Origin of the sequence: Microvirga sp. M2 (genome assembly GCF_047497095.1) — a bacterium.
In the GTDB taxonomy this organism is placed as follows: Bacteria; Pseudomonadota; Alphaproteobacteria; order Rhizobiales; family Beijerinckiaceae; genus Microvirga.
The window spans coordinates 3,903,929-3,920,673 of sequence record NZ_CP134063.1 but is presented as its reverse complement, the minus strand read 5'-3'; the positions used below and the strand labels follow the sequence as shown (position 1 = coordinate 3,920,673).

The window sequence follows — 16,745 nt, the reverse complement described above, 5'->3', positions numbered from 1 at the left end:
TTCCGTGACATGATGACGAGACGGCGGGGCCGAACGGCGCCCCCCACGGGATCTCAGCGCTGCGGCTCGACAGAGGGTTCTGCGGACGAGCCGGCCGCCTTGCGCCGGACGGCGCGCCGCGAGAGCATGTTCAGTCCCTCGATCAGCGCGGAGAACGCCATCGCGGCGTAGATGTAGCCCTTCGGCACATGCGCTCCGAAGCCTTCCGCAATGAGGGTCATGCCGATCATCAGAAGGAAGCCCAGCGCCAGCATCACCACCGTCGGATTGTCGGCGATGAACCGGGCGAGCGGATTGGCTGCCAGCAGCATCGCCGTGACGGCGACGATCACCGCGATCACCATGATGGCCACGTGATCCGTCATGCCGACGGCCGTGATGATGCTGTCGAGGGAGAAGACCAGGTCGAGCAGAAGGATCTGGGTAATCGCCGCGCCGAACGTCATGGTCGCCTTGGCCGTGCCGAACACGTCATCGGACGGCGTGGGGTCGACATTGTGATGGATCTCCTTCGTGGCCTTCCAGACGAGGAAGAGGCCGCCGCCGATCAGGATCAGGTCGCGCCAGGAGAACCCATGGCCGAAGACCGCGAAGATCGGCTCGGTCAGGGTGACGATGATCGCAATGGTGCCGAGCAGGCCGAGGCGCAGGACCAGCGCAAGGCCGATGCCGATGCGGCGGGCTTTGGAGCGCTGGTGCTCCGGCAGCTTGTTGGTGAGAATCGAGATGAAGATGAGGTTGTCGATGCCGAGCACCACCTCCATCACGATGAGGGTTGCCAGCGCCGCCAGCGCGGTCGGATCGGAGATCCAGGCGAAGTCCATTCGATGTTCCTTTCGATCCTGAGAACAGGATGACATTGTTTCCGCGGGCGACCCGCGGGCAGGTTCGGTCGCTCTCGCCTATCGGGGTGGTCCGCAGAAGCGGCGGCGAGGACGGCGTAGGCGCCGATGCGGTGGCGAGGCGGCAGGTTGCATGATGGGTCTCCTCATCCGAGGATGCCCCACAAGTGGTCCAGGAAGGCCGTGACGCCGGCGACGATCGCCGACGAGATCGCCGCCAGGATCAGGAGGCTGCCGACGGCCGCGAGCCAGCCCACGAGCGTGGCCAGGCCGTCCCGTTCCAGGATCCCCAGGGCGAAGGCCGTGATGGCGAAAGCCGGCGGCATGTTGCCGAACGGAATCGGCAGGAAGAGGATGATCGCGAGCAGAAGGCAGGCGCCACCCGCGATCCGCTTCGGGATGGGACTGAACATGACGCCCAGACGAGGCCGCAGGAGGCGCTCCGACCGGTTCAGGACGGGGCTGAGCTTGTCCGTCAGCAGGACGAAGACGTCACGGGAGAGGGAGCGCTCGCAGATGAAGCGCGGCATCCACAGGGCCGGGCGTCCGAGCATCAGCTGGGCCGCGACGAAGAGGAGGGGGGCTCCCAGAACCGCCGACATGCCGGGCGGAAGCGGCAGCACGTTGGGGGCGGCGAACAGAAGCATCAGGGCGCCGAAGGCCCGGTCGCCGAATGCATTGAGCGCGTCGCCGACGCTGACGGCCGGGTTGGGCCGGGCGGCGAGGGCGCTCAGGACTTCGGAAAACCGTTGCCGGTGCTCTCCGCCGCCATTCGGCGAAACGGCGGCGGAGAGACGACTCGAAGGGTCGGACATGGTCCTGTCTATGGATCTGGAATGAAGCGGTATTCGTGGAATCGGTCAGGCGCTCGCATGGCTGTGAAGCCATTAACGCCTGGAAGCTCGGATGGTGTCGGGGCAGCGACCGGTTCGATCATGGGCCGTTCCTCGATAGGATGCCCAGACGATGACAGCATCGGGTGTGAAAGCGAACCCACATCCGATACCGTCGGTCTCTGGTCTTGAGCATCTTTTCACGCAAAACCGGTTCCCGCTTCCCGCGTTCGATGCGCTCTGCCGGCGCATTGCGCCGGCAGAACGGCCGTTTCTGCAAGGATGGGCGCGGTCCGCGGCGTCATGCACGGAATAACGCCCGCTCCCGTCAGATTTCCTCGTCGAAGCCGAAGTCGCCTCCCGCATCGCCGAAATCCTCGGCTGCCGCCTGTTGCGGCTCGGCCTGGCCGGACTCGGCTGCGTTCGCCTCGCCCCCGCCCGAGAAGGCATTGCCGATCATGTTGCCCAGGAGCACGCCGCCGGCGACGCCCATGGCGGTCTGCGCGGCTCCTGCCAGGAAGCCGCCGCCTCCGCGTCCGGGCGCCATGCCCATTCCGGGAGCCATTCCGGGAGCCATCCCGGGAGCCATGTGGGGCGCCGTGCCGTGCATCGGCTGCGCCGGGGAGGGCCGATGCGGCTGCGGACGCTGCTGTCCGCCGCCGAAGAGGCCGGACAGGAACCCGCCACCGCCCGCCGGACGGCTGGCGAGGTCATGCTCGAGCTGCTGGATCCGGCCGTGGGCGGCGCTCAGGGCCTGTTCCTGCACCACGATGGTCTGGGCCATGTAATACGGCGCGTTCGGCTGCTGGCCGATCCGGGAGCGGATGAAATCCGCCGCCTGCGCGTCCGGGGGCGTGGACTGGCGCTCGACCTGGTCGATCTTGCCGAAGAGCTGCTCGATGGCCTGACGGTCCTGATGGTCCATGAAAATCGATCCTTTCTGGCAATGGACGGAGATTACTCTTCCCGCTGTCCGGTAAGGCTGAGGAGCAGCTGGAACAGATTGATGAAGTTCAGGTAGAGGGAGAGGGCGCCGAACACGGCCATCTTGTTGTTGGCCTCATGACCGAAGCTCTCGGCGTACTGCTCCTTGATCGTCTGCGTGTCGTAGGCGGTCAGCCCCGTGAACACGAGCACGCCGATGATCGAGATCGCGAATTGAAGGGCGCTCGACGCGAGGAAGATGTTCACCAGGGACGCGATGATGATGCCGATCAGGCCCATGATCAGGAACGAGCCGAACTTCGACAGGTCCCGCTTCGTGGTATAGCCGTAGAGACTGGTGGCGCCGAACATGGTCGCCGTGATGAAGAAGGTGCGGGCGATGCTGGTGCCCGTGAAGACGAGGAACACGGAGGCCAGCGACAGGCCCATCACGGCCGAGAAGGCGAAGAAGGCGGTGCGCGCGGACGCCGCCGTCATCCGGTCCATGCGGAACGAGAAGAAGAAGATGAAGGCAAGCGGCGCCAGCATGACGACCCACTTGAGCGGCGTCTGAAAGATCGGAACGTACAGGGCCGGAGTCGACGCGACGAAGAAGGCCACGAGCCCTGTCACGACAAGGCCGATGCCCATGTAGTTGTAGACCCGCAGCATGTGCTGGCGCAGGCCCTCGTCGAAGAGGGCGCCGCTGGTGCGGGCCGTGGCGGTTTGCCAGGCATAGGGTGTGTTCATGGATATCTCCGAGGTTTACTGAAGTTTGCGGGACAGCCGCAGGGCCGCCCGTTCGAGGGCTTTGTCGCTGCCGTTTCCGGTCAGCGCATAGGCGAGTTGGCCGGTCTGCCAGTACACGGCCTTCGCCGTGTCGAAGCTGGCCAGCGTGGGGGCGATCACGTTGAAGGCCTGAGCCTGCGCGGCGAAGAGAGACACCCGTCCGAGATCGCCGGCATCGATGGCGACCTCGATGCTGTGCCCGTACCTGGCGGGGAAGACCTGCGCGTCGCGGACCTGCCAATCCTTGGGCAGCGCCGGGAGCTGGATTCCAGTCTCGGCCAGGATCTCGGCGGGATCGTAGGCTCCGACACCGGTCTGCGAGGTCATGCGGGCGCGCAGAAGGCCCGTCTCGTGGGAATGCAGGGCGTCCTCCACGAAGGCGGGCGGCTTGGGCGAGGCTTCGCTGTCGGTGATCCCCAGGCCGACCTGCCCGTGGGCAAACCATCCGAACCCGACGAGCGCCGCGACCGCGGCAACCCGGCGGAGCTTCAGCCCGAAGGCCTGCCAGGCAAGGGCACGCTCGAGCTTCGTCGCCGCCGCGAACATCGCTTCCGCAGGGCGGGGCAGGGGAGCCGCATGGAGCAGCCGGAGGGCGTCGCGATCCTTCAGGTCGGCCATGATCCTGGCAGCGGCTTCGGGATCGCGGGCGAGGCGTTCCTCGACCTCGATCCGCCTGGCAGGATCGAGCTGCTCATCCACATAGGCGAGAAGGTCCGCTTCGGTGATGGGGTCAGACACTGGATCCTCCTACGATGCGCAGGCTTGGCCGCTTGGTGCCGGGCGTCTGCGAAAGATCGGTTCCCGCCTCGAAACCCCGCAGCGCCGCGCGCGCGCGGCCCAGGCGGGACATGAGGGTGCCGACGGGGATTTTCAGGGCGTTCGCGGCTTCCTGGTAGGACAGCCCCTCGATGGCCACGAGATGCAGGGCAGCCCGCTGCTCGTCCGGCAGGCTCATGAAAGCCGCCTGGACCTGCCGAAGCCTGACACGGCTTTCCTGCTCGGGCGGAACGGCCGAATCGGCAAGGGCGGCCGCCTGCTCCAGGCGGCGGAATTCCGCCGCGCGACGGCGGCGTGTGTCGATGAAGGTGTTGTGCAGAATCGAAAGCAACCAGCCTCGCAGGTTGCCGCCGGACTGGAACGAGCTTCGCCGCTCATAGGCGCGGACAAGGGTATCCTGCACGAGATCCTCGGCATTCGCCTCGTCCCGTGCCAGGGAACGGGCATAGCGCCGCAATGGCTCGAGCAGTCCGATGACATCCGTGTGTTTGGCGTCGTTCATGTGACGTATACGATGCAGGCCGGCGTCTTCATCCGGGGCGAATGTCGAAAAATTCGAGCCCGCGGTTTCAGGCCTGTGCGATTGGCGCGAGCTTTCCTCTCCCGCTCCGCAGGGAGCCGGAACGACGTCGTCGCTCGTCTGTTCGGGTGTGGGGGAAGTCCGGTCGCGAAGGCGTGCAGAGCCCTCGACAAGAGAGATGTCGGGATGCGTCGTCGGAACGAGAGTGGAATCCATCATCGGATCCTCCAGTTGCGGTCGCGCTCGTGGGCGCAAGGGCAAGAGAAGGAGTCCGACATCGCGAGCGGCGACCCGCTCGCCAGAGGGGCCCGGACCCAAGAGCATCGGACCCAAAAGTGGCATCCACTTTTGGGTCCGATGCTCCCTCTTAGGGAAGCGCATCGTTTGAGCGGAAAACCGGGGCCACTTTTCCGCACGATGCGCTAAGGCAGGGATGAGATGGTGAGCAGCTTTGCGATCTGCAAGAGGGCTGCCGACCGCAGGCGAGCGCGGATAAACGAAGGCGCATGTGGCCGGGCCACATGCGCCTTGGATCTCAAGCCCTCAGTTCTGGGGCCGTGGGACAAGCCCCCCGTCGTTTTCTCTGGGTCGCCCGGTTCGGGTCGAGGGCACGGCCGAGCCGCGCGCCGGGGTGGCGGTGTCGCCGCCGGCATCGCGCACCGGCGGCTGCCCGTCGAGCAGGTTGCGGATCTCCCCGCCGGTCAGGGTCTCGTATTCCAACAGCCCCCGCGCCAGCGCCTCGAGATCATGCTGCTTCTCGGTCAGAATCGTGCGCGCATCGTTGAGCCCGGTCTCGACCAGTCGCCGCACCTCCGAGTCGATCTTCTGCGCGGTCGCCTCCGATATGTGCTGCTGGCGCCCCATCTGCATGCCCAGAAACACCTCGTCCTGGTTCTCGCCATAGGCCACCGTGCCCAGCTCCGGCGAAAACCCCCACTTGGTCACCATCATCCGGGCCAGCCGCGTCGCCTGCTCGATGTCCGACTGCGCGCCCGACGTCACCTTCTCCTTGCCGAAGATCATCTCCTCGGCAATCCGCCCGCCCATCATGATCGCCAGCCGCGAGGTCATCTGCTCGAAGCTCATCGACAGCTTGTCGCGCTCGGGCAGCTGCATCACCATGCCCAGGGCCCGCCCGCGCGGAATGATCGTCGCCTTGTGCACCGGGTCGGTCGCCGGCACGTTCAGCGCCACGATCGCATGCCCGGCCTCGTGATAGGCGGTCAGCCGCTTCTCGTCGTCGGTCATCACCAGGGTGCGCCGCTCCGCCCCCATCATCACCTTGTCCTTGGCGTCCTCGAACTCGCGCATCGTCACGATGCGCTTGCCCCGCCGCGCCGCCAGCAGCGCCGCCTCGTTGACCAGGTTCATCAGATCCGCCCCGGAAAACCCCGGCGTGCCGCGCGCGATCACCCGCAGGTCGACGTCCGGCGCCAGCGGCACCTTGCGCACATGCACCCGCAGGATCTTCTCGCGCCCGGTCACGTCCGGGTTCGGCACCACGATCTGGCGGTCGAAGCGGCCCGGCCGCAACAGCGCCGGATCGAGCACGTCGGGCCGGTTGGTGGCCGCGATGATGATCACGCCCTCGTTGGCCTCGAACCCGTCCATCTCGACCAGCAGCTGGTTGAGGGTCTGCTCGCGCTCGTCGTTGCCGCCGCCCAGGCCGGCGCCGCGATGGCGCCCGACCGCGTCGATCTCGTCGATGAAGATGATGCACGGCGCGTTCTTCTTGGCCTGCTCGAACATGTCGCGCACCCGGCTCGCGCCCACGCCCACGAACATCTCGACGAAGTCCGAGCCCGAAATCGTGAAGAACGGCACATTGGCCTCGCCCGCCACCGCCCGCGCCGTCAGCGTCTTGCCCGTGCCGGGCGGCCCGACCAGCAGCACGCCGCGCGGGATCCGCCCGCCCAGACGCTGGAACTTCTGCGGATCGCGCAGAAACTCCACCACCTCCTGCAGATCCTCCTTGGCCTCGTCGATCCCCGCCACGTCGTCAAACGTCACGCGCCCATGCGCCTCCGTCAGAAGCTTCGCCTTCGACTTGCCCATCGACAGCAGGCCGCCACCGCCCTGCTGGCCCATGGCCTTGCGGGACATCCAAACCATGATCCCGATCATCAGGGCGAGCGGCAGCAGCGATAGGAGAAGGCTGCCGAGCAGGCTGGGCTGCGGCGGCGGTTCGGCCTTGATCACGACGCCTTTCTGCTGAAGCTGAGCGATCAGGTTGGCCCCTTGGGGAACATAGGTCGTGAGGCGACCGCCGGACGAGCGCTCCGCAACGACCTCCTGCCCCTGGATCGTGACCGAGCGGATTTCGTTCTGATCGACGGCTGTTACGAAAGCCGAGTAGGGGACTTGATCGGACTGCTGCGAGGGCATGCTCTGGAACAGGAACATGGCCAGCAGCGCCATTACCGCGACCACGATCGCGAGATTGCGAAAGTCAGGTCCGGCATTCGGAGTGTTCATAAGGATCGCTTTCCTATCGAGAAGGGGGCCTCAAATCGTGGTGTCACCGGAACCGGCCATGGCCTGAGAGACGGTCCGGAGGACGGGCAGGCGTGACCGGGAAACCAGGGAGGGCCATCGCGCCTTCCTGTCGTCTCGTCCGTACGGATGCCGTTGGCTTCGACGACACGCGCATAGGAACAGGACGCCACAGCCGTCTCCCAGACGCGGAGCGGTTTCAGCGCTCCTCAGGTGAGAGAGTCCGACATCACAGCCTGGACAGGCTGTCAGAGGGCCCGGACCCTGGTCTCTGAAAGGTGGGGGGTGAAAGGGCCGAGTTCAAGACGGGCCCGTCATCCCGGCGATTCGGCTGAACTTATCTCCGGTCATGCTCGATGACGGTATATTCCGCATCGATCACGCCGGTCTCGGGCGCGGCGCGCCGGGCTTGGCGCGATCTCCGCCGGAGGTAGAAGGACAGGGCAATGCCGCTGACGAGCATCACGGGCAGGACGATAAACAGGCCGATCAGCGCCACCGCCAGCACAATGGCGGCGCTCATGAGCAGCAGGACGAGCTTGACCGCTATGCTCCACAGGGGGGCCGGACCGGCTTTGCTGCTTCGCGAGGCGTAGATTATCCGCATAGAGATCTCCGTTGCGGCTTGATGCAGCCACGCCGGCGGCCCGGCAGGTGACGGGCGTCGATGGCGCAAGACCCGGCCGACGTTCCGCAGCGGCGGCTTGGCTGGATGGGCCTGGCTGCATGGGAATGACGACGGTGCCAGGACAGCATCTGATATGTTTCATACAGCGTATACGAGACACACGAGGGTGTTAATCCCTTGCCGCGCATGGAAGCCTGCCGCTGATGACAGGGGATCTTGCGCCGCTCGATCCGAAGGAGGTGACGGTCACGCCGGCGGAGCCGGAGGCCGGATCGAGCCGATGGAACATGACAGGTTCTGGGGCTCGTTCTGCCCGTTCCTGAGGCATGGCGGGTGCGTGTCGCGCTGCTGATTTCCGGTTTTGAGCAAGTCGGTGTTGACGGTACGGTCGAGATCCGGCCTTGAGCGGTCGCGAGGGTCAGGTTTGGAGAATGTGAGGGTGGAATGACGCATGTGCAGAACGCAACCGGAGCCCTGACGGCTCCCTCGACGGCGCGAAACCGCGATCCGATCCTCTCCGTCCTGCAACGGTCCCTGCCTCCGGCCGGGACCGTTCTGGAGATCGCCAGCGGAACCGGCGAGCATGCGGTCTACTTCGCCGGAGCCCTGCCGCACCTGACATGGCAGCCCACCGACCGGGACGACCAGGCCTTGAACAGCATCGCGGCCCATCGGGCGGTTGCGCGTTTGCCCAATCTCCTTGCTCCGCTAACCCTTGATGCCGCCGCTTCAGGGTGGCCGGTCGAGCGAGCCGATGCCATCGTGGCGATCAACATGGTTCACATCTCGCCGTGGCGGGCGACCCAGGGGCTCATGGCCGGTGCGGGCCGCGTCTTGCCGGCGGGAGGCGTGCTCTACCTTTACGGAGCCTACAAGGAAAGCGGCGTTCACACGGCGCCGAGCAATGAGGCCTTCGACCAGGATCTGAGGCGCCGCAATCCCGAGTGGGGGGTCCGCGACCTCGAGGAGGTGGCGAATCTTGCAGGAAGCCACGGACTTAGACTGGTCGAGCGCGTTCCGATGCCCGCGCACAACCTCAGCCTGATCTTCCGCCGCTTATCGCCCGCGGGTGGAATCGATTGCTCAGGGACGTGCCGAGAGGCGGAGGACGACGAGAGATTGTTGCGCGAGACGCCTCAATAGGTCCGCCCGGGCCGGGGCGCTCCGTCCCATGCCTCGGGTTCGCGGTAAGATGGACGCTCGCCGTCACCGAACCGGTCGCGCCGGAAACGGGGATCGGAATAGGGCGGCAATTGCTCCGGACGTCCGTCATCCACAGCGTCGTCCAGAAGAGCCGCGACATGCCGCAGGACGGACCGGGTCGCGTCGACGACCGTATCGGCGATGTCGCGAAGGCGAATGTCCCCTAGGCGGCTGACGGCCTCGGGCGCGCCGCGGTCCTGGTCGTAAGGCTGGTGGCGATGGGCGATGTCCTGGTCCGGGCTTCTCTGCGGCAACAGCTCCGCAAAGATGCCTGCGCCCCCGAGCAGAATGATCAGGACGACGGGCACGACCAGGCGAAAGGCGATCCCGATAACCTTGGTGATGACGATGTAGCCGATGATGATGAGAAGCGCGGTGGTGATGATGCCGGTGCCCAAGTGTGCCGTATCCCTCGTGCAGGACCCCTGTCGTCCTTGGGGCGAGGCTATTCATGACATCGGCGGCCATTTTGTGTCACGGATGCGGCTCGTCGCGCGAATTTCCGGGCCCGGACACGAAGGCGGGTCGGATCGGGAGCTATTTCCTCACATAGCCAGGATAGCGTGCGCTGATCTCGTCCACATGGGAGAGGGTGCCCGAGAGGTGATCGCGCAGGTGTTGCTGGGCGTCGCCGGGCTTGCCGTCGGCGATGGCCTCTACGATCAGCCTGTGATGCCGCAGAATGCTCTCGATCTTGCCGGGCGTCGGCAGGTTGAGGCGGCGCAGACGGTCGATATGCCCGCTGCGGCTGCGCACCAATTGCCAGAGATCCTGCATCCGGGCCGCCTCATAGAGGTGCCGGTGAAAATCCTGATCCGCCAATTCGAAAGCCTGCAGATCGTTGGCTTCCATCAGGGCCTGCTGCTGCGCCAGGATGCCTTTGAGACGGGCGATCAGTCGTGGGTCCGGGTTCAGGGCCAGGCTTCGGACGATCTCGAGTTCCAGCGAGCGCCGCAGGAAATGGGCCTGATGGGCGAGCGTCAGGTCGATGGGGCTGACGACCGTCGCATGCTGCGGAAAGACATCGACCAGGCCTTCTTCTTCGAGCCGCATGAGAGCGTCGCGAATCGGGGTGGAGCTGACGCCGAACTGTCCCGCGAGCGTCGTCCGGGACAGGGTCGTTCCCGGGGTGAGCTCCAGGGACAGAATGGCTTCCCTGAGGCGCTCGAAGACCTGAGGGGCGGCCTGCCGGCCGCGCTCCAAACGCTCCGGGGATCGCAGGGGGAGGTGCTGCTTCAATGCTGATCTCGATGACGCCATGCCGAAGAACCTGATCGCTCGTTGAGCCTCTATAGCACACTTGCGGCCGGTGTACTAATGCATTAGTGTATGAGTTGCCGGAACGGAATTGCCGGATTGTCCCGAAGCCCCCGCCAAGAGGGGCCCTGATGAGGAAACACCATGAAAAAGCAGATGAGGCGCCTCGGCGCCGGGATTGCAGCCGCCGTCGGGCTGCTTGCGCTCGCCGGAGCCGCTCAGGCCCAGCAGAAGAGCGAGATCTCGATCACCCGTCAGCCCGGCATTCTGTATTTGCCGACCCATGTCATCGAGAAGCAGCATCTGATCGAGAAGCACGCGGCGCAGCTTGGTTTGCCTGAGCTCAAGACGAAGTGGGTGACCTTCAGCGGCGGCGGCGCCCAGACCGACGCGCTCCTGTCGGGCGGCGTCGACATGGTCAATACCGGCGTCGGCAATCTGCTCCTGCTCTGGGACCGCACGAAGGGGGGCGTGAAGGGCATCGTCGCCACGTCCGCTCAGCCGCTGGCTCTGGTCACGCATGATCCCAAGATCAAGTCGCTGAAGGATTTCGGCGCCGGCGACAAGATTGCGGTGCCGACCGTCAAGGTCTCGACCCAGGCCATTCTGCTGCAGATGGCCAGCGCCAAGGAGTTCGGCGAGGATCAGTGGTCGAAGCTCGACGCCAACACCGTCCAGCTCGGTCATCCCGATGCGGTCGTCGCCATGACGAACCCGCAGCATGAGGTGAAGAGCCACTTCGCCGCGCCGCCCTTCCAGTACATCGAGATGAAGACCGTGCCGGGCGCACGCATCATCCTGCAATCGCCCGACATCATCGGCGGGCCGCTCACGCAAGGACAGTTCTTCACGACGACCAAGTTCGCCGAGGCCAATCCGAAGGTCATCGAGGCGGTTCGGGCGGCTTCCAAGGAGGCGCAGGATTTCATCCGCTCCAATACGAAGGAAGCCGTCGACATCTATAAGGAAATCACCGGTGACAAGACGAGCCCCGAAGACCTGCTCGCATGGCTCAAGGAGCCCGGCATGATGGAGTGGAACCTTCAGCCGCAGGGGACGATGAAGTTCGCCGAACACCTCTACAAGATCGGGACGCTCAAGACGAAGCCTGCTTCCTGGAAGGATTTCTACCTGCCGATTGCCCATGACCTGAGCGGCAGCTGATCGAACGCGTGCGCCTCGCTCCTTGCGAGGCGCACACCCGCAATGTCATTTCAGGTTTCATCATGTCCGCTCTTCTCGACGTCAGTGGCGTGACGCTGCGCTACAAAACGCCCAGCGTTCTCGTGACAGCGACCGACAGGGTCAGCTTTCAAGTCAATCGGTCGGACCGCTTCGTGCTGCTCGGACCCTCCGGCTGCGGCAAGTCCACGCTGCTCAAGGCCGTCGGCGGCTACCTCAATCCGAGCGAAGGCAAAATCCGGATCAAGGGGCGTGAGGTGACGGAGCCTGGCGCGGACCGGATGATGGTCTTTCAGGAGTTCGACCAGCTCCTGCCGTGGAAGACCGTGCTGCAGAACGTCATGTTCCCGCTCCTCGTCGCGCGCAGGCTGCCGCGGAAGGAGGCTGAGGACAAGGCCCGCGCCTATATCGAGAAGGTCAATCTCACCCGCGCCGTCGACTCCTATCCGCATACCCTCTCGGGCGGCATGAAGCAGCGCGTGGCCATTGCCCGCGGCATGGCGATGGAGCCCGACATTCTGCTCATGGACGAGCCCTTCGCGGCCCTCGACGCGCTGACCCGCCGCACCTGCCAGGACGAGCTGCTGCAGCTGTGGGAGGACACGAAGTTCACCGTGCTCTTCGTCACCCACTCGATTGCCGAAGCCATCAAGATCGGCAACCGCATCCTGCTTCTGTCGCCGCATCCGGGTCGCGTCAAGGCCGAGGTGAACGATGTCGACCGGGTCTCGCCGACCGACGGGAGCGCCGGCCAACTCGAAAAACACATCCACGAGCTTCTTTTCGCGGAAGAAGAAGGCGCACATTAGGGATGACGCTCATGAGCAATGCACAGATCGTGATGCGCGCGGAGACGGCCCCCGCCCAAGCGCATACGGGTGAGGTGGAGCGCAAGCTCAGCACCTTGGAGCTCGTCTGGGGGAACGGCTTCGTCCGCAAGTGCGTGATCATCGTCTTTCTCGGGATCGCCTGGGAGGTGTATGGGCGCTATCTCGACAATCCGCTTCTCTTCCCCACGCTCTCCGACACCCTGTCCACGATGGGCGACCGGATTGCGGACGGCACGCTCCCGATGAGAGCCTGGACGTCGCTGAAGGTTCTCCTGATGGGTTATGCCTCCGGCGTGACCCTTGCGGCGATCCTGACGATCCTCGCCATCAACACCCGGATCGGTACGGATTTCCTCGAGACGATGACGGCGATGTTCAACCCGCTGCCCGCCATCGCGCTCCTGCCGCTCGCGTTGATCTGGTTCGGTCTCGGCAACGGCAGTCTCGTCTTCATTCTCATTCATTCGGTTCTCTGGGCGGTGGCGCTCAACACCCACTCGGGCTTCCTCGGCGTGTCGCAGACGCTGCGCATGGTGGGACGCAACTACGGGCTCAAGGGATTGTCCTATGTCTTCAGGATCCTGGTTCCCGCCGCCTTTCCTTCGATCCTCACGGGCCTGAAGATCGGCTGGGCTTTTGCGTGGCGCACCCTGATCGCGGCGGAGCTCGTCTTCGGGGTGTCGTCGGGGCAGGGCGGCCTGGGCTGGTTCATCTTCGAGAACCGCAACCTGCTCGACATTCCATCCGTCTTCGCGGGCCTGCTGACCGTCATCATCATCGGCCTGATCGTCGAGAACCTGATTTTCAGGACCATCGAGCGCAAGACCATCCGGAAATGGGGGCTCCAGAGCTGAGCTTCCTCTCGGCTCCGCCCCCTCCCGACCATTCAACAGGGATCTCCTCATGTCCGCCAAGAAATCACCCGATGCGCTGCGCAGCGCACGATGGTTCGCGCCCGACGATCTGCGCGGCTTCGGCCATCGCTCCCGCATGATGCAGATGGGCTATGCTCCCGAGGATTGGGCCGGCCGGCCGGTGATCGCCATTCTCAACACCTGGTCGGACATCAATCCCTGCCACGCCCATTTCAAGCAGCGCGTCGACGATGTGAAGCGCGGCGTGCTCCAGGCGGGCGGTTTCCCGGTCGAGCTGCCCGGAATCTCCCTGGCGGAGCAGTACGTCAAGCCGACGACCATGCTCTACCGCAACCTGCTGGCGATGGATGTGGAGGAGCTGCTGCGCTCCCATCCGGTGGACGGGGTGGTGCTCATGGGGGGCTGCGACAAGACCACGCCGGCCCTGCTGCTCGGGGCCACGAGCGCCGGGCTTCCCGCGATCTATCTTCCCGCAGGGCCGATGCTGCGCGGGAACTGGAAGGGCAAGATCCTCGGCTCGGGTTCCGATGCCTGGAAGTATTGGGACGAGCGCCGCGCCGGAACGATATCCGATGCCGATTGGCTCAACATGGAAGCGGGTATCGCCCGAAGCTACGGCACCTGCATGACGATGGGCACCGCCAGCACGATGACGGCCATCGCCGAGGCCATCGGCATGACCTTGCCCGGCGCCTCCTCCATCCCGGCCGCGGATTCGAACCATATCCGCATGAGCACGGAATGCGGACGGCGCATCGTCGCGATGGTGTGGGAGGACATGACGCCCGATCGGATTCAAACACGGGGCGCGTTCCTCAATGGAATCGCGGTAGCGATGGCGATGGGATGCTCGACCAATGCCATCATTCACCTCATCGCGCAGGCGCGCCGGGCGGGGCAGAGCATCGGCCTCGAGGAATTCGAAGCGGCCAGCCGCAAGGTTCCCGTCATCGCCAATGTGCGCCCGAGCGGCGACAGGTATCTGATGGAGGACTTCTTCTATGCGGGCGGGCTGCCTGCGCTGATGACCCGCATCAGGGAGCATCTCCATCTCGATGCCCTTACCGTCAACGGCCGGACGGTGGGCGAGAACATCGCGAGGGCCGAGGTTTACAACGACGACGTCATCCGCACGGTGGACGATCCGATTTATGCCGAAGGCGCGCTCGCCGTCCTCAAGGGAAATCTCGCGCCCGACGGCTGCGTGATCAAGCCGAGCGCCTGTGACCCGCGCTTCCTGAAGCATCGGGGCCCGGCTCTCGTGTTCGACGATTACCCCTCCATGAAGGCCGCCGTCGAGGACGAGAACCTCGACGTCACGCCCGACCATGTCCTGATCCTGCGCAATGCCGGTCCTCAGGGCGGGCCGGGCATGCCGGAATGGGGCATGCTGCCGATCCCCAGGAAGCTGGTGAAGCAGGGCGTGCGCGACATGGTGCGCCTGTCGGACGCGCGCATGAGCGGCACGAGCTATGGCGCCTGCATTCTGCACGTGTCGCCCGAATCCTATGTGGGCGGTCCGCTGGCGCTGGTGAGAAACGGCGACATGATCGCGCTCGATGTCGCCGCCCGTACGATCACCCTCGACGTGCCCGCCGAGGAAATCGAGCGCCGCCGCGCGGCCTGGGTAAAGCCGGAACCTCGCTACGAGCGCGGCTACGGATGGATGTTCACACGCCACATTCGCCAGGCCCATGAGGGCTGCGATTTCGACTTCCTTGAAACGAGCTTCGGCGCGCCCGTGGGCGAGCCTGCCATCTTCTGACGATTGGAGACGATCACCATGGCCCTGAACCCCGAAACCCGCGAGAAGCTCAGAGGCGTCAGCACCGCGACGCTCTGCACCGCCCTCTACAAGCGCGGGCTGCGCAACCAGTTCATCCAGGATGTCCGCCCGCTCAACCCAGATCTCGGCACCATGGTGGGCGAGGCCTTCACCCTGCGCTACATTCCGGCCCGCGAGGATCTGAACCCGATCAGCGTGTTCCAGGACCGCGCTCATCCGCAGCGCAAGGCCGTCGAGGAATGCCCTCCCGGTGCCGTCATGGTCATCGACAGCCGAAAGGATGCGCGTGCGGCATCGGCCGGCGGCATCCTGGTATCCCGCCTCATGAAGCGCGGCGTGGCCGGCGTGGTGACCGATGGCGGCTTCCGGGATTCGCCGGAGATCGCCCGTCTCGACATCCCGGCCTATCACAACCGTCCTTCGGCCCCCACCAACCTCACGCATCATCAGGCCCTCGACATCAATGTGCCGATCGGCTGCGGCGACGTGCCGGTCTGGCCGGGTGATATCGTCGTCGGAGACGGCGAGGGCGTGGTGGTGATCCCGGCGCACCTCGCGGACGAGATCGCGAACGAGGCCGTCGAGATGACGGCCTTCGAGGATTTCGTTCAGGAGGAGGTGTTGAAGGGCCGCTCGATCCTGGGCCTCTATCCCGCCACCGATCCTCAGACCCTGACCGACTTTGCCGCGTGGCGCGAGGTCAACAGGCGCTGACCGAGGTCTCGTCAGCAGCAGGAGCCGGCAGGAATGGCATCGTCCGTCGTCAAGGTCTTCTACAACAGCCTCGGCACGCCTGAGATCTACGACCTCATGCAGCGTTTGAAGCCGCCCTCCCTGGAGCTGGTCCTCCTGGACAGGGACGACGACGGCGAGCGCGTCGCCAAGGTCCGCGAATGCGAAGCGATCATCGCCGCCGCAACGCGCCTGACGCGCCGCACCATCGAGGCGGCTCCTCGCCTGCGCTTCGTCCAGCACCAGGGCGTCGGCTATCACGATACCGTGGACGTGCCGGCGCTGGCCGAACGCGGCATCCGTCTCGCGGTCAGCACGGCCGGTACCATCGGGGTCGCGGAACATGCGGTCATGCTGGCGCTTGCCGCGGCACGGCGCGTGACCTTCGCCGATTCGGAACTTCGGTCCGGTCGCTGGCACGCCAATAGCCTGCGACCGGTTTCCATGGAACTTGCAGGCAAGACGGTCGGGTATGTCGGAATGGGCCGCATCGGCCAGGCAGCAGCCGAGCGCTTCGGAGGTTTTCGGACGAGGGGCCTGTATTCAGACCCGAACGTGCGCCTGCCGCCCGAACGGGAGGAGGAGCTCGGGCTCGCGCCCGCATCCCTCGACCGCATCCTGCGCGAGGCCGACGTGGTCACCCTTCATCTGCCCCTGACCCCGGACACCCGCAACCTTATCGGGCGCGACGAACTCGCCCTGATGAAGCCCAACTCCATCCTCATCAACACCGCGCGCGGCGGGATCGTGGACGAAGCGGCACTTGCGGAGGCCCTGAAGGAGGGGCGGCCCGGCGCCGCAGGCATCGACGTTTTCGAAACGGAGCCGGTGACGGCAAACCACCCGTTGGCTCTCCTGCCCAATACGGTTCTGACGCCCCACATCGCGGCCGGAACCTGGGACTCGTTCGTGGGCAAGATGGATTCGGTCCTGTCCAACATCGCAGCCTTCTTCGAGGGGAGGCCATTGCAGAACGAGATCGCGCTCGGACCTGCGCCCGATCGGTCGGCGGCGGTTCTCGACATCGCGCGTCGAGGCCCTTGAACCAAGATCCAGAACGGCCGGTCCCCTTCA

Annotated in this window: 18 protein-coding genes; 8 read left to right on the top strand and 10 right to left on the bottom strand. The window is 65.4% G+C overall.

Going from position 1 to position 16,745, the window contains the following annotated elements:
• Positions 1-53 precede the first annotated feature (53 nt).
• The gene (locus RE429_RS18635) at positions 54-824 is read right to left on the bottom strand and encodes a TerC family protein (RefSeq protein WP_414472159.1); all 771 of its coding nucleotides are present in this window, start codon (positions 822-824) and stop codon (positions 54-56) included.
• Between the two features lie 29 nt (positions 825-853).
• Between RE429_RS18635 and RE429_RS18630 the strand changes: the two genes are divergently transcribed.
• On the top strand, positions 854-979 hold the full coding sequence (locus RE429_RS18630) for a hypothetical protein (RefSeq protein WP_414472158.1): 126 nt from the start codon (positions 854-856) through the stop codon (positions 977-979).
• A gap of 9 nt (positions 980-988) precedes the next feature.
• Here the strand turns inward: RE429_RS18630 and RE429_RS18625 are convergent, their stop codons facing one another.
• From RE429_RS18625 to RE429_RS18595, 7 genes are all read right to left on the bottom strand, one after another.
• Positions 989-1,657, bottom strand: a complete 669-nt coding sequence (locus RE429_RS18625; protein ID WP_414472157.1) for an exopolysaccharide biosynthesis protein — start codon at positions 1,655-1,657, stop codon at positions 989-991.
• Between the two features lie 346 nt (positions 1,658-2,003).
• A complete protein-coding gene (locus RE429_RS18620; RefSeq protein WP_414472156.1) occupies positions 2,004-2,600 on the bottom strand; it encodes a DUF2076 domain-containing protein in 597 nt (198 codons plus the stop codon).
• 32 nt (positions 2,601-2,632) lie between these two features.
• Positions 2,633-3,349 (bottom strand): Bax inhibitor-1/YccA family protein, encoded by a 717-nt coding sequence (locus tag RE429_RS18615; RefSeq protein WP_414472155.1) that lies wholly within the window; start codon positions 3,347-3,349, stop codon positions 2,633-2,635.
• A gap of 15 nt (positions 3,350-3,364) precedes the next feature.
• Complete coding sequence (locus RE429_RS18610) at positions 3,365-4,126, bottom strand: anti-sigma factor family protein (protein WP_414472154.1); 762 nt, start codon at positions 4,124-4,126, stop codon at positions 3,365-3,367.
• Positions 4,119-4,667: a sigma-70 family RNA polymerase sigma factor gene (locus RE429_RS18605; protein ID WP_414472153.1), complete on the bottom strand. Its 549-nt coding sequence runs from the start codon at positions 4,665-4,667 to the stop codon at positions 4,119-4,121. Before RE429_RS18605 ends, RE429_RS18610 begins: the two co-directional genes overlap by 8 nt.
• Before the next feature lie 561 nt (positions 4,668-5,228).
• Positions 5,229-7,160 carry an ATP-dependent zinc metalloprotease FtsH gene (gene ftsH, locus RE429_RS18600; protein ID WP_414472152.1) on the bottom strand — a complete coding sequence of 644 codons (1,932 nt, stop codon included), beginning with the start codon at positions 7,158-7,160 and terminating at the stop codon, positions 5,229-5,231.
• Between the two features lie 355 nt (positions 7,161-7,515).
• Entirely contained in the window at positions 7,516-7,785 is a 270-nt protein-coding gene (locus RE429_RS18595) for a hypothetical protein (protein ID WP_414472151.1), read from the bottom strand.
• 465 nt (positions 7,786-8,250) lie between these two features.
• On the opposite strand from RE429_RS18595, the gene RE429_RS18590 reads away from it, so the two are divergent.
• Positions 8,251-8,949, top strand: a complete 699-nt coding sequence (locus RE429_RS18590; protein ID WP_414472150.1) for a DUF938 domain-containing protein — start codon at positions 8,251-8,253, stop codon at positions 8,947-8,949.
• On the opposite strand, the gene RE429_RS18585 is transcribed toward RE429_RS18590, so the two are convergent.
• Both RE429_RS18585 and RE429_RS18580 read right to left on the bottom strand, forming a co-directional pair.
• Entirely contained in the window at positions 8,943-9,407 is a 465-nt protein-coding gene (locus RE429_RS18585) for a hypothetical protein (RefSeq protein ID WP_414472149.1), read from the bottom strand. The two genes, RE429_RS18590 and RE429_RS18585, sit on opposite strands and share 7 nt — an antisense overlap.
• 139 nt (positions 9,408-9,546) lie before the next feature.
• A complete protein-coding gene (locus RE429_RS18580) occupies positions 9,547-10,248 on the bottom strand; it encodes a GntR family transcriptional regulator (protein ID WP_414472148.1) in 702 nt (233 codons plus the stop codon).
• Between the two features lie 174 nt (positions 10,249-10,422).
• Here RE429_RS18580 and RE429_RS18575 point away from each other — a divergent pair, with 174 nt between their 5' ends.
• The 6 genes from RE429_RS18575 to RE429_RS18550 all read left to right on the top strand — a co-directional run bounded on the left by RE429_RS18575 (position 10,423) and on the right by RE429_RS18550 (position 16,715).
• Positions 10,423-11,430: an ABC transporter substrate-binding protein gene (locus RE429_RS18575; RefSeq protein WP_414474251.1), complete on the top strand. Its 1,008-nt coding sequence runs from the start codon at positions 10,423-10,425 to the stop codon at positions 11,428-11,430.
• A gap of 62 nt (positions 11,431-11,492) precedes the next feature.
• The gene (locus tag RE429_RS18570) at positions 11,493-12,257 is read left to right on the top strand and encodes an ABC transporter ATP-binding protein (RefSeq protein ID WP_414474250.1); all 765 of its coding nucleotides are present in this window, start codon (positions 11,493-11,495) and stop codon (positions 12,255-12,257) included.
• Between the two features lie 32 nt (positions 12,258-12,289).
• Entirely contained in the window at positions 12,290-13,132 is an 843-nt protein-coding gene (locus tag RE429_RS18565) for an ABC transporter permease (protein WP_414474249.1), read from the top strand.
• Between the two features lie 49 nt (positions 13,133-13,181).
• A complete protein-coding gene (gene araD, locus RE429_RS18560) occupies positions 13,182-14,918 on the top strand; it encodes an L-arabinonate dehydratase (protein WP_414472147.1) in 1,737 nt (578 codons plus the stop codon).
• An 18-nt stretch (positions 14,919-14,936) separates the two neighbouring features.
• Positions 14,937-15,653, top strand: coding sequence for a ribonuclease activity regulator RraA (locus RE429_RS18555; RefSeq protein ID WP_414472146.1), 717 nt, complete (start codon positions 14,937-14,939; stop codon positions 15,651-15,653).
• 33 nt (positions 15,654-15,686) lie between these two features.
• On the top strand, positions 15,687-16,715 hold the full coding sequence (locus tag RE429_RS18550; RefSeq protein WP_414472145.1) for a 2-hydroxyacid dehydrogenase: 1,029 nt from the start codon (positions 15,687-15,689) through the stop codon (positions 16,713-16,715).
• The last annotated feature ends 30 nt before the right edge of the window (positions 16,716-16,745 follow it).

Excerpts from the sequence above, each read along its gene's own strand:
- RE429_RS18635 (WP_414472159.1), bottom strand. The coding sequence starts at position 824 with ATGGACTTCGCCTGGATCTCCGATCCGACCGCGCTGGCGGCGCTGGCA.
- RE429_RS18630 (WP_414472158.1), top strand. The coding sequence starts at position 854 with ATGACATTGTTTCCGCGGGCGACCCGCGGGCAGGTTCGGTCGCTCTCG.
- RE429_RS18625 (WP_414472157.1), bottom strand. The coding sequence starts at position 1,657 with ATGTCCGACCCTTCGAGTCGTCTCTCCGCCGCCGTTTCGCCGAATGGC.
- RE429_RS18620 (WP_414472156.1), bottom strand. The coding sequence starts at position 2,600 with ATGGACCATCAGGACCGTCAGGCCATCGAGCAGCTCTTCGGCAAGATC.
- RE429_RS18615 (WP_414472155.1), bottom strand. The coding sequence starts at position 3,349 with ATGAACACACCCTATGCCTGGCAAACCGCCACGGCCCGCACCAGCGGC.
- RE429_RS18605 (WP_414472153.1), bottom strand. The coding sequence starts at position 4,667 with ATGAACGACGCCAAACACACGGATGTCATCGGACTGCTCGAGCCATTG.
- ftsH (WP_414472152.1), bottom strand. The coding sequence starts at position 7,160 with ATGAACACTCCGAATGCCGGACCTGACTTTCGCAATCTCGCGATCGTG.
- RE429_RS18595 (WP_414472151.1), bottom strand. The coding sequence starts at position 7,785 with ATGCGGATAATCTACGCCTCGCGAAGCAGCAAAGCCGGTCCGGCCCCC.
- RE429_RS18590 (WP_414472150.1), top strand. The coding sequence starts at position 8,251 with ATGACGCATGTGCAGAACGCAACCGGAGCCCTGACGGCTCCCTCGACG.
- RE429_RS18575 (WP_414474251.1), top strand. The coding sequence starts at position 10,423 with ATGAGGCGCCTCGGCGCCGGGATTGCAGCCGCCGTCGGGCTGCTTGCG.
- RE429_RS18570 (WP_414474250.1), top strand. The coding sequence starts at position 11,493 with ATGTCCGCTCTTCTCGACGTCAGTGGCGTGACGCTGCGCTACAAAACG.
- RE429_RS18565 (WP_414474249.1), top strand. The coding sequence starts at position 12,290 with ATGCGCGCGGAGACGGCCCCCGCCCAAGCGCATACGGGTGAGGTGGAG.
- araD (WP_414472147.1), top strand. The coding sequence starts at position 13,182 with ATGTCCGCCAAGAAATCACCCGATGCGCTGCGCAGCGCACGATGGTTC.
- RE429_RS18555 (WP_414472146.1), top strand. The coding sequence starts at position 14,937 with ATGGCCCTGAACCCCGAAACCCGCGAGAAGCTCAGAGGCGTCAGCACC.
- RE429_RS18550 (WP_414472145.1), top strand. The coding sequence starts at position 15,687 with ATGGCATCGTCCGTCGTCAAGGTCTTCTACAACAGCCTCGGCACGCCT.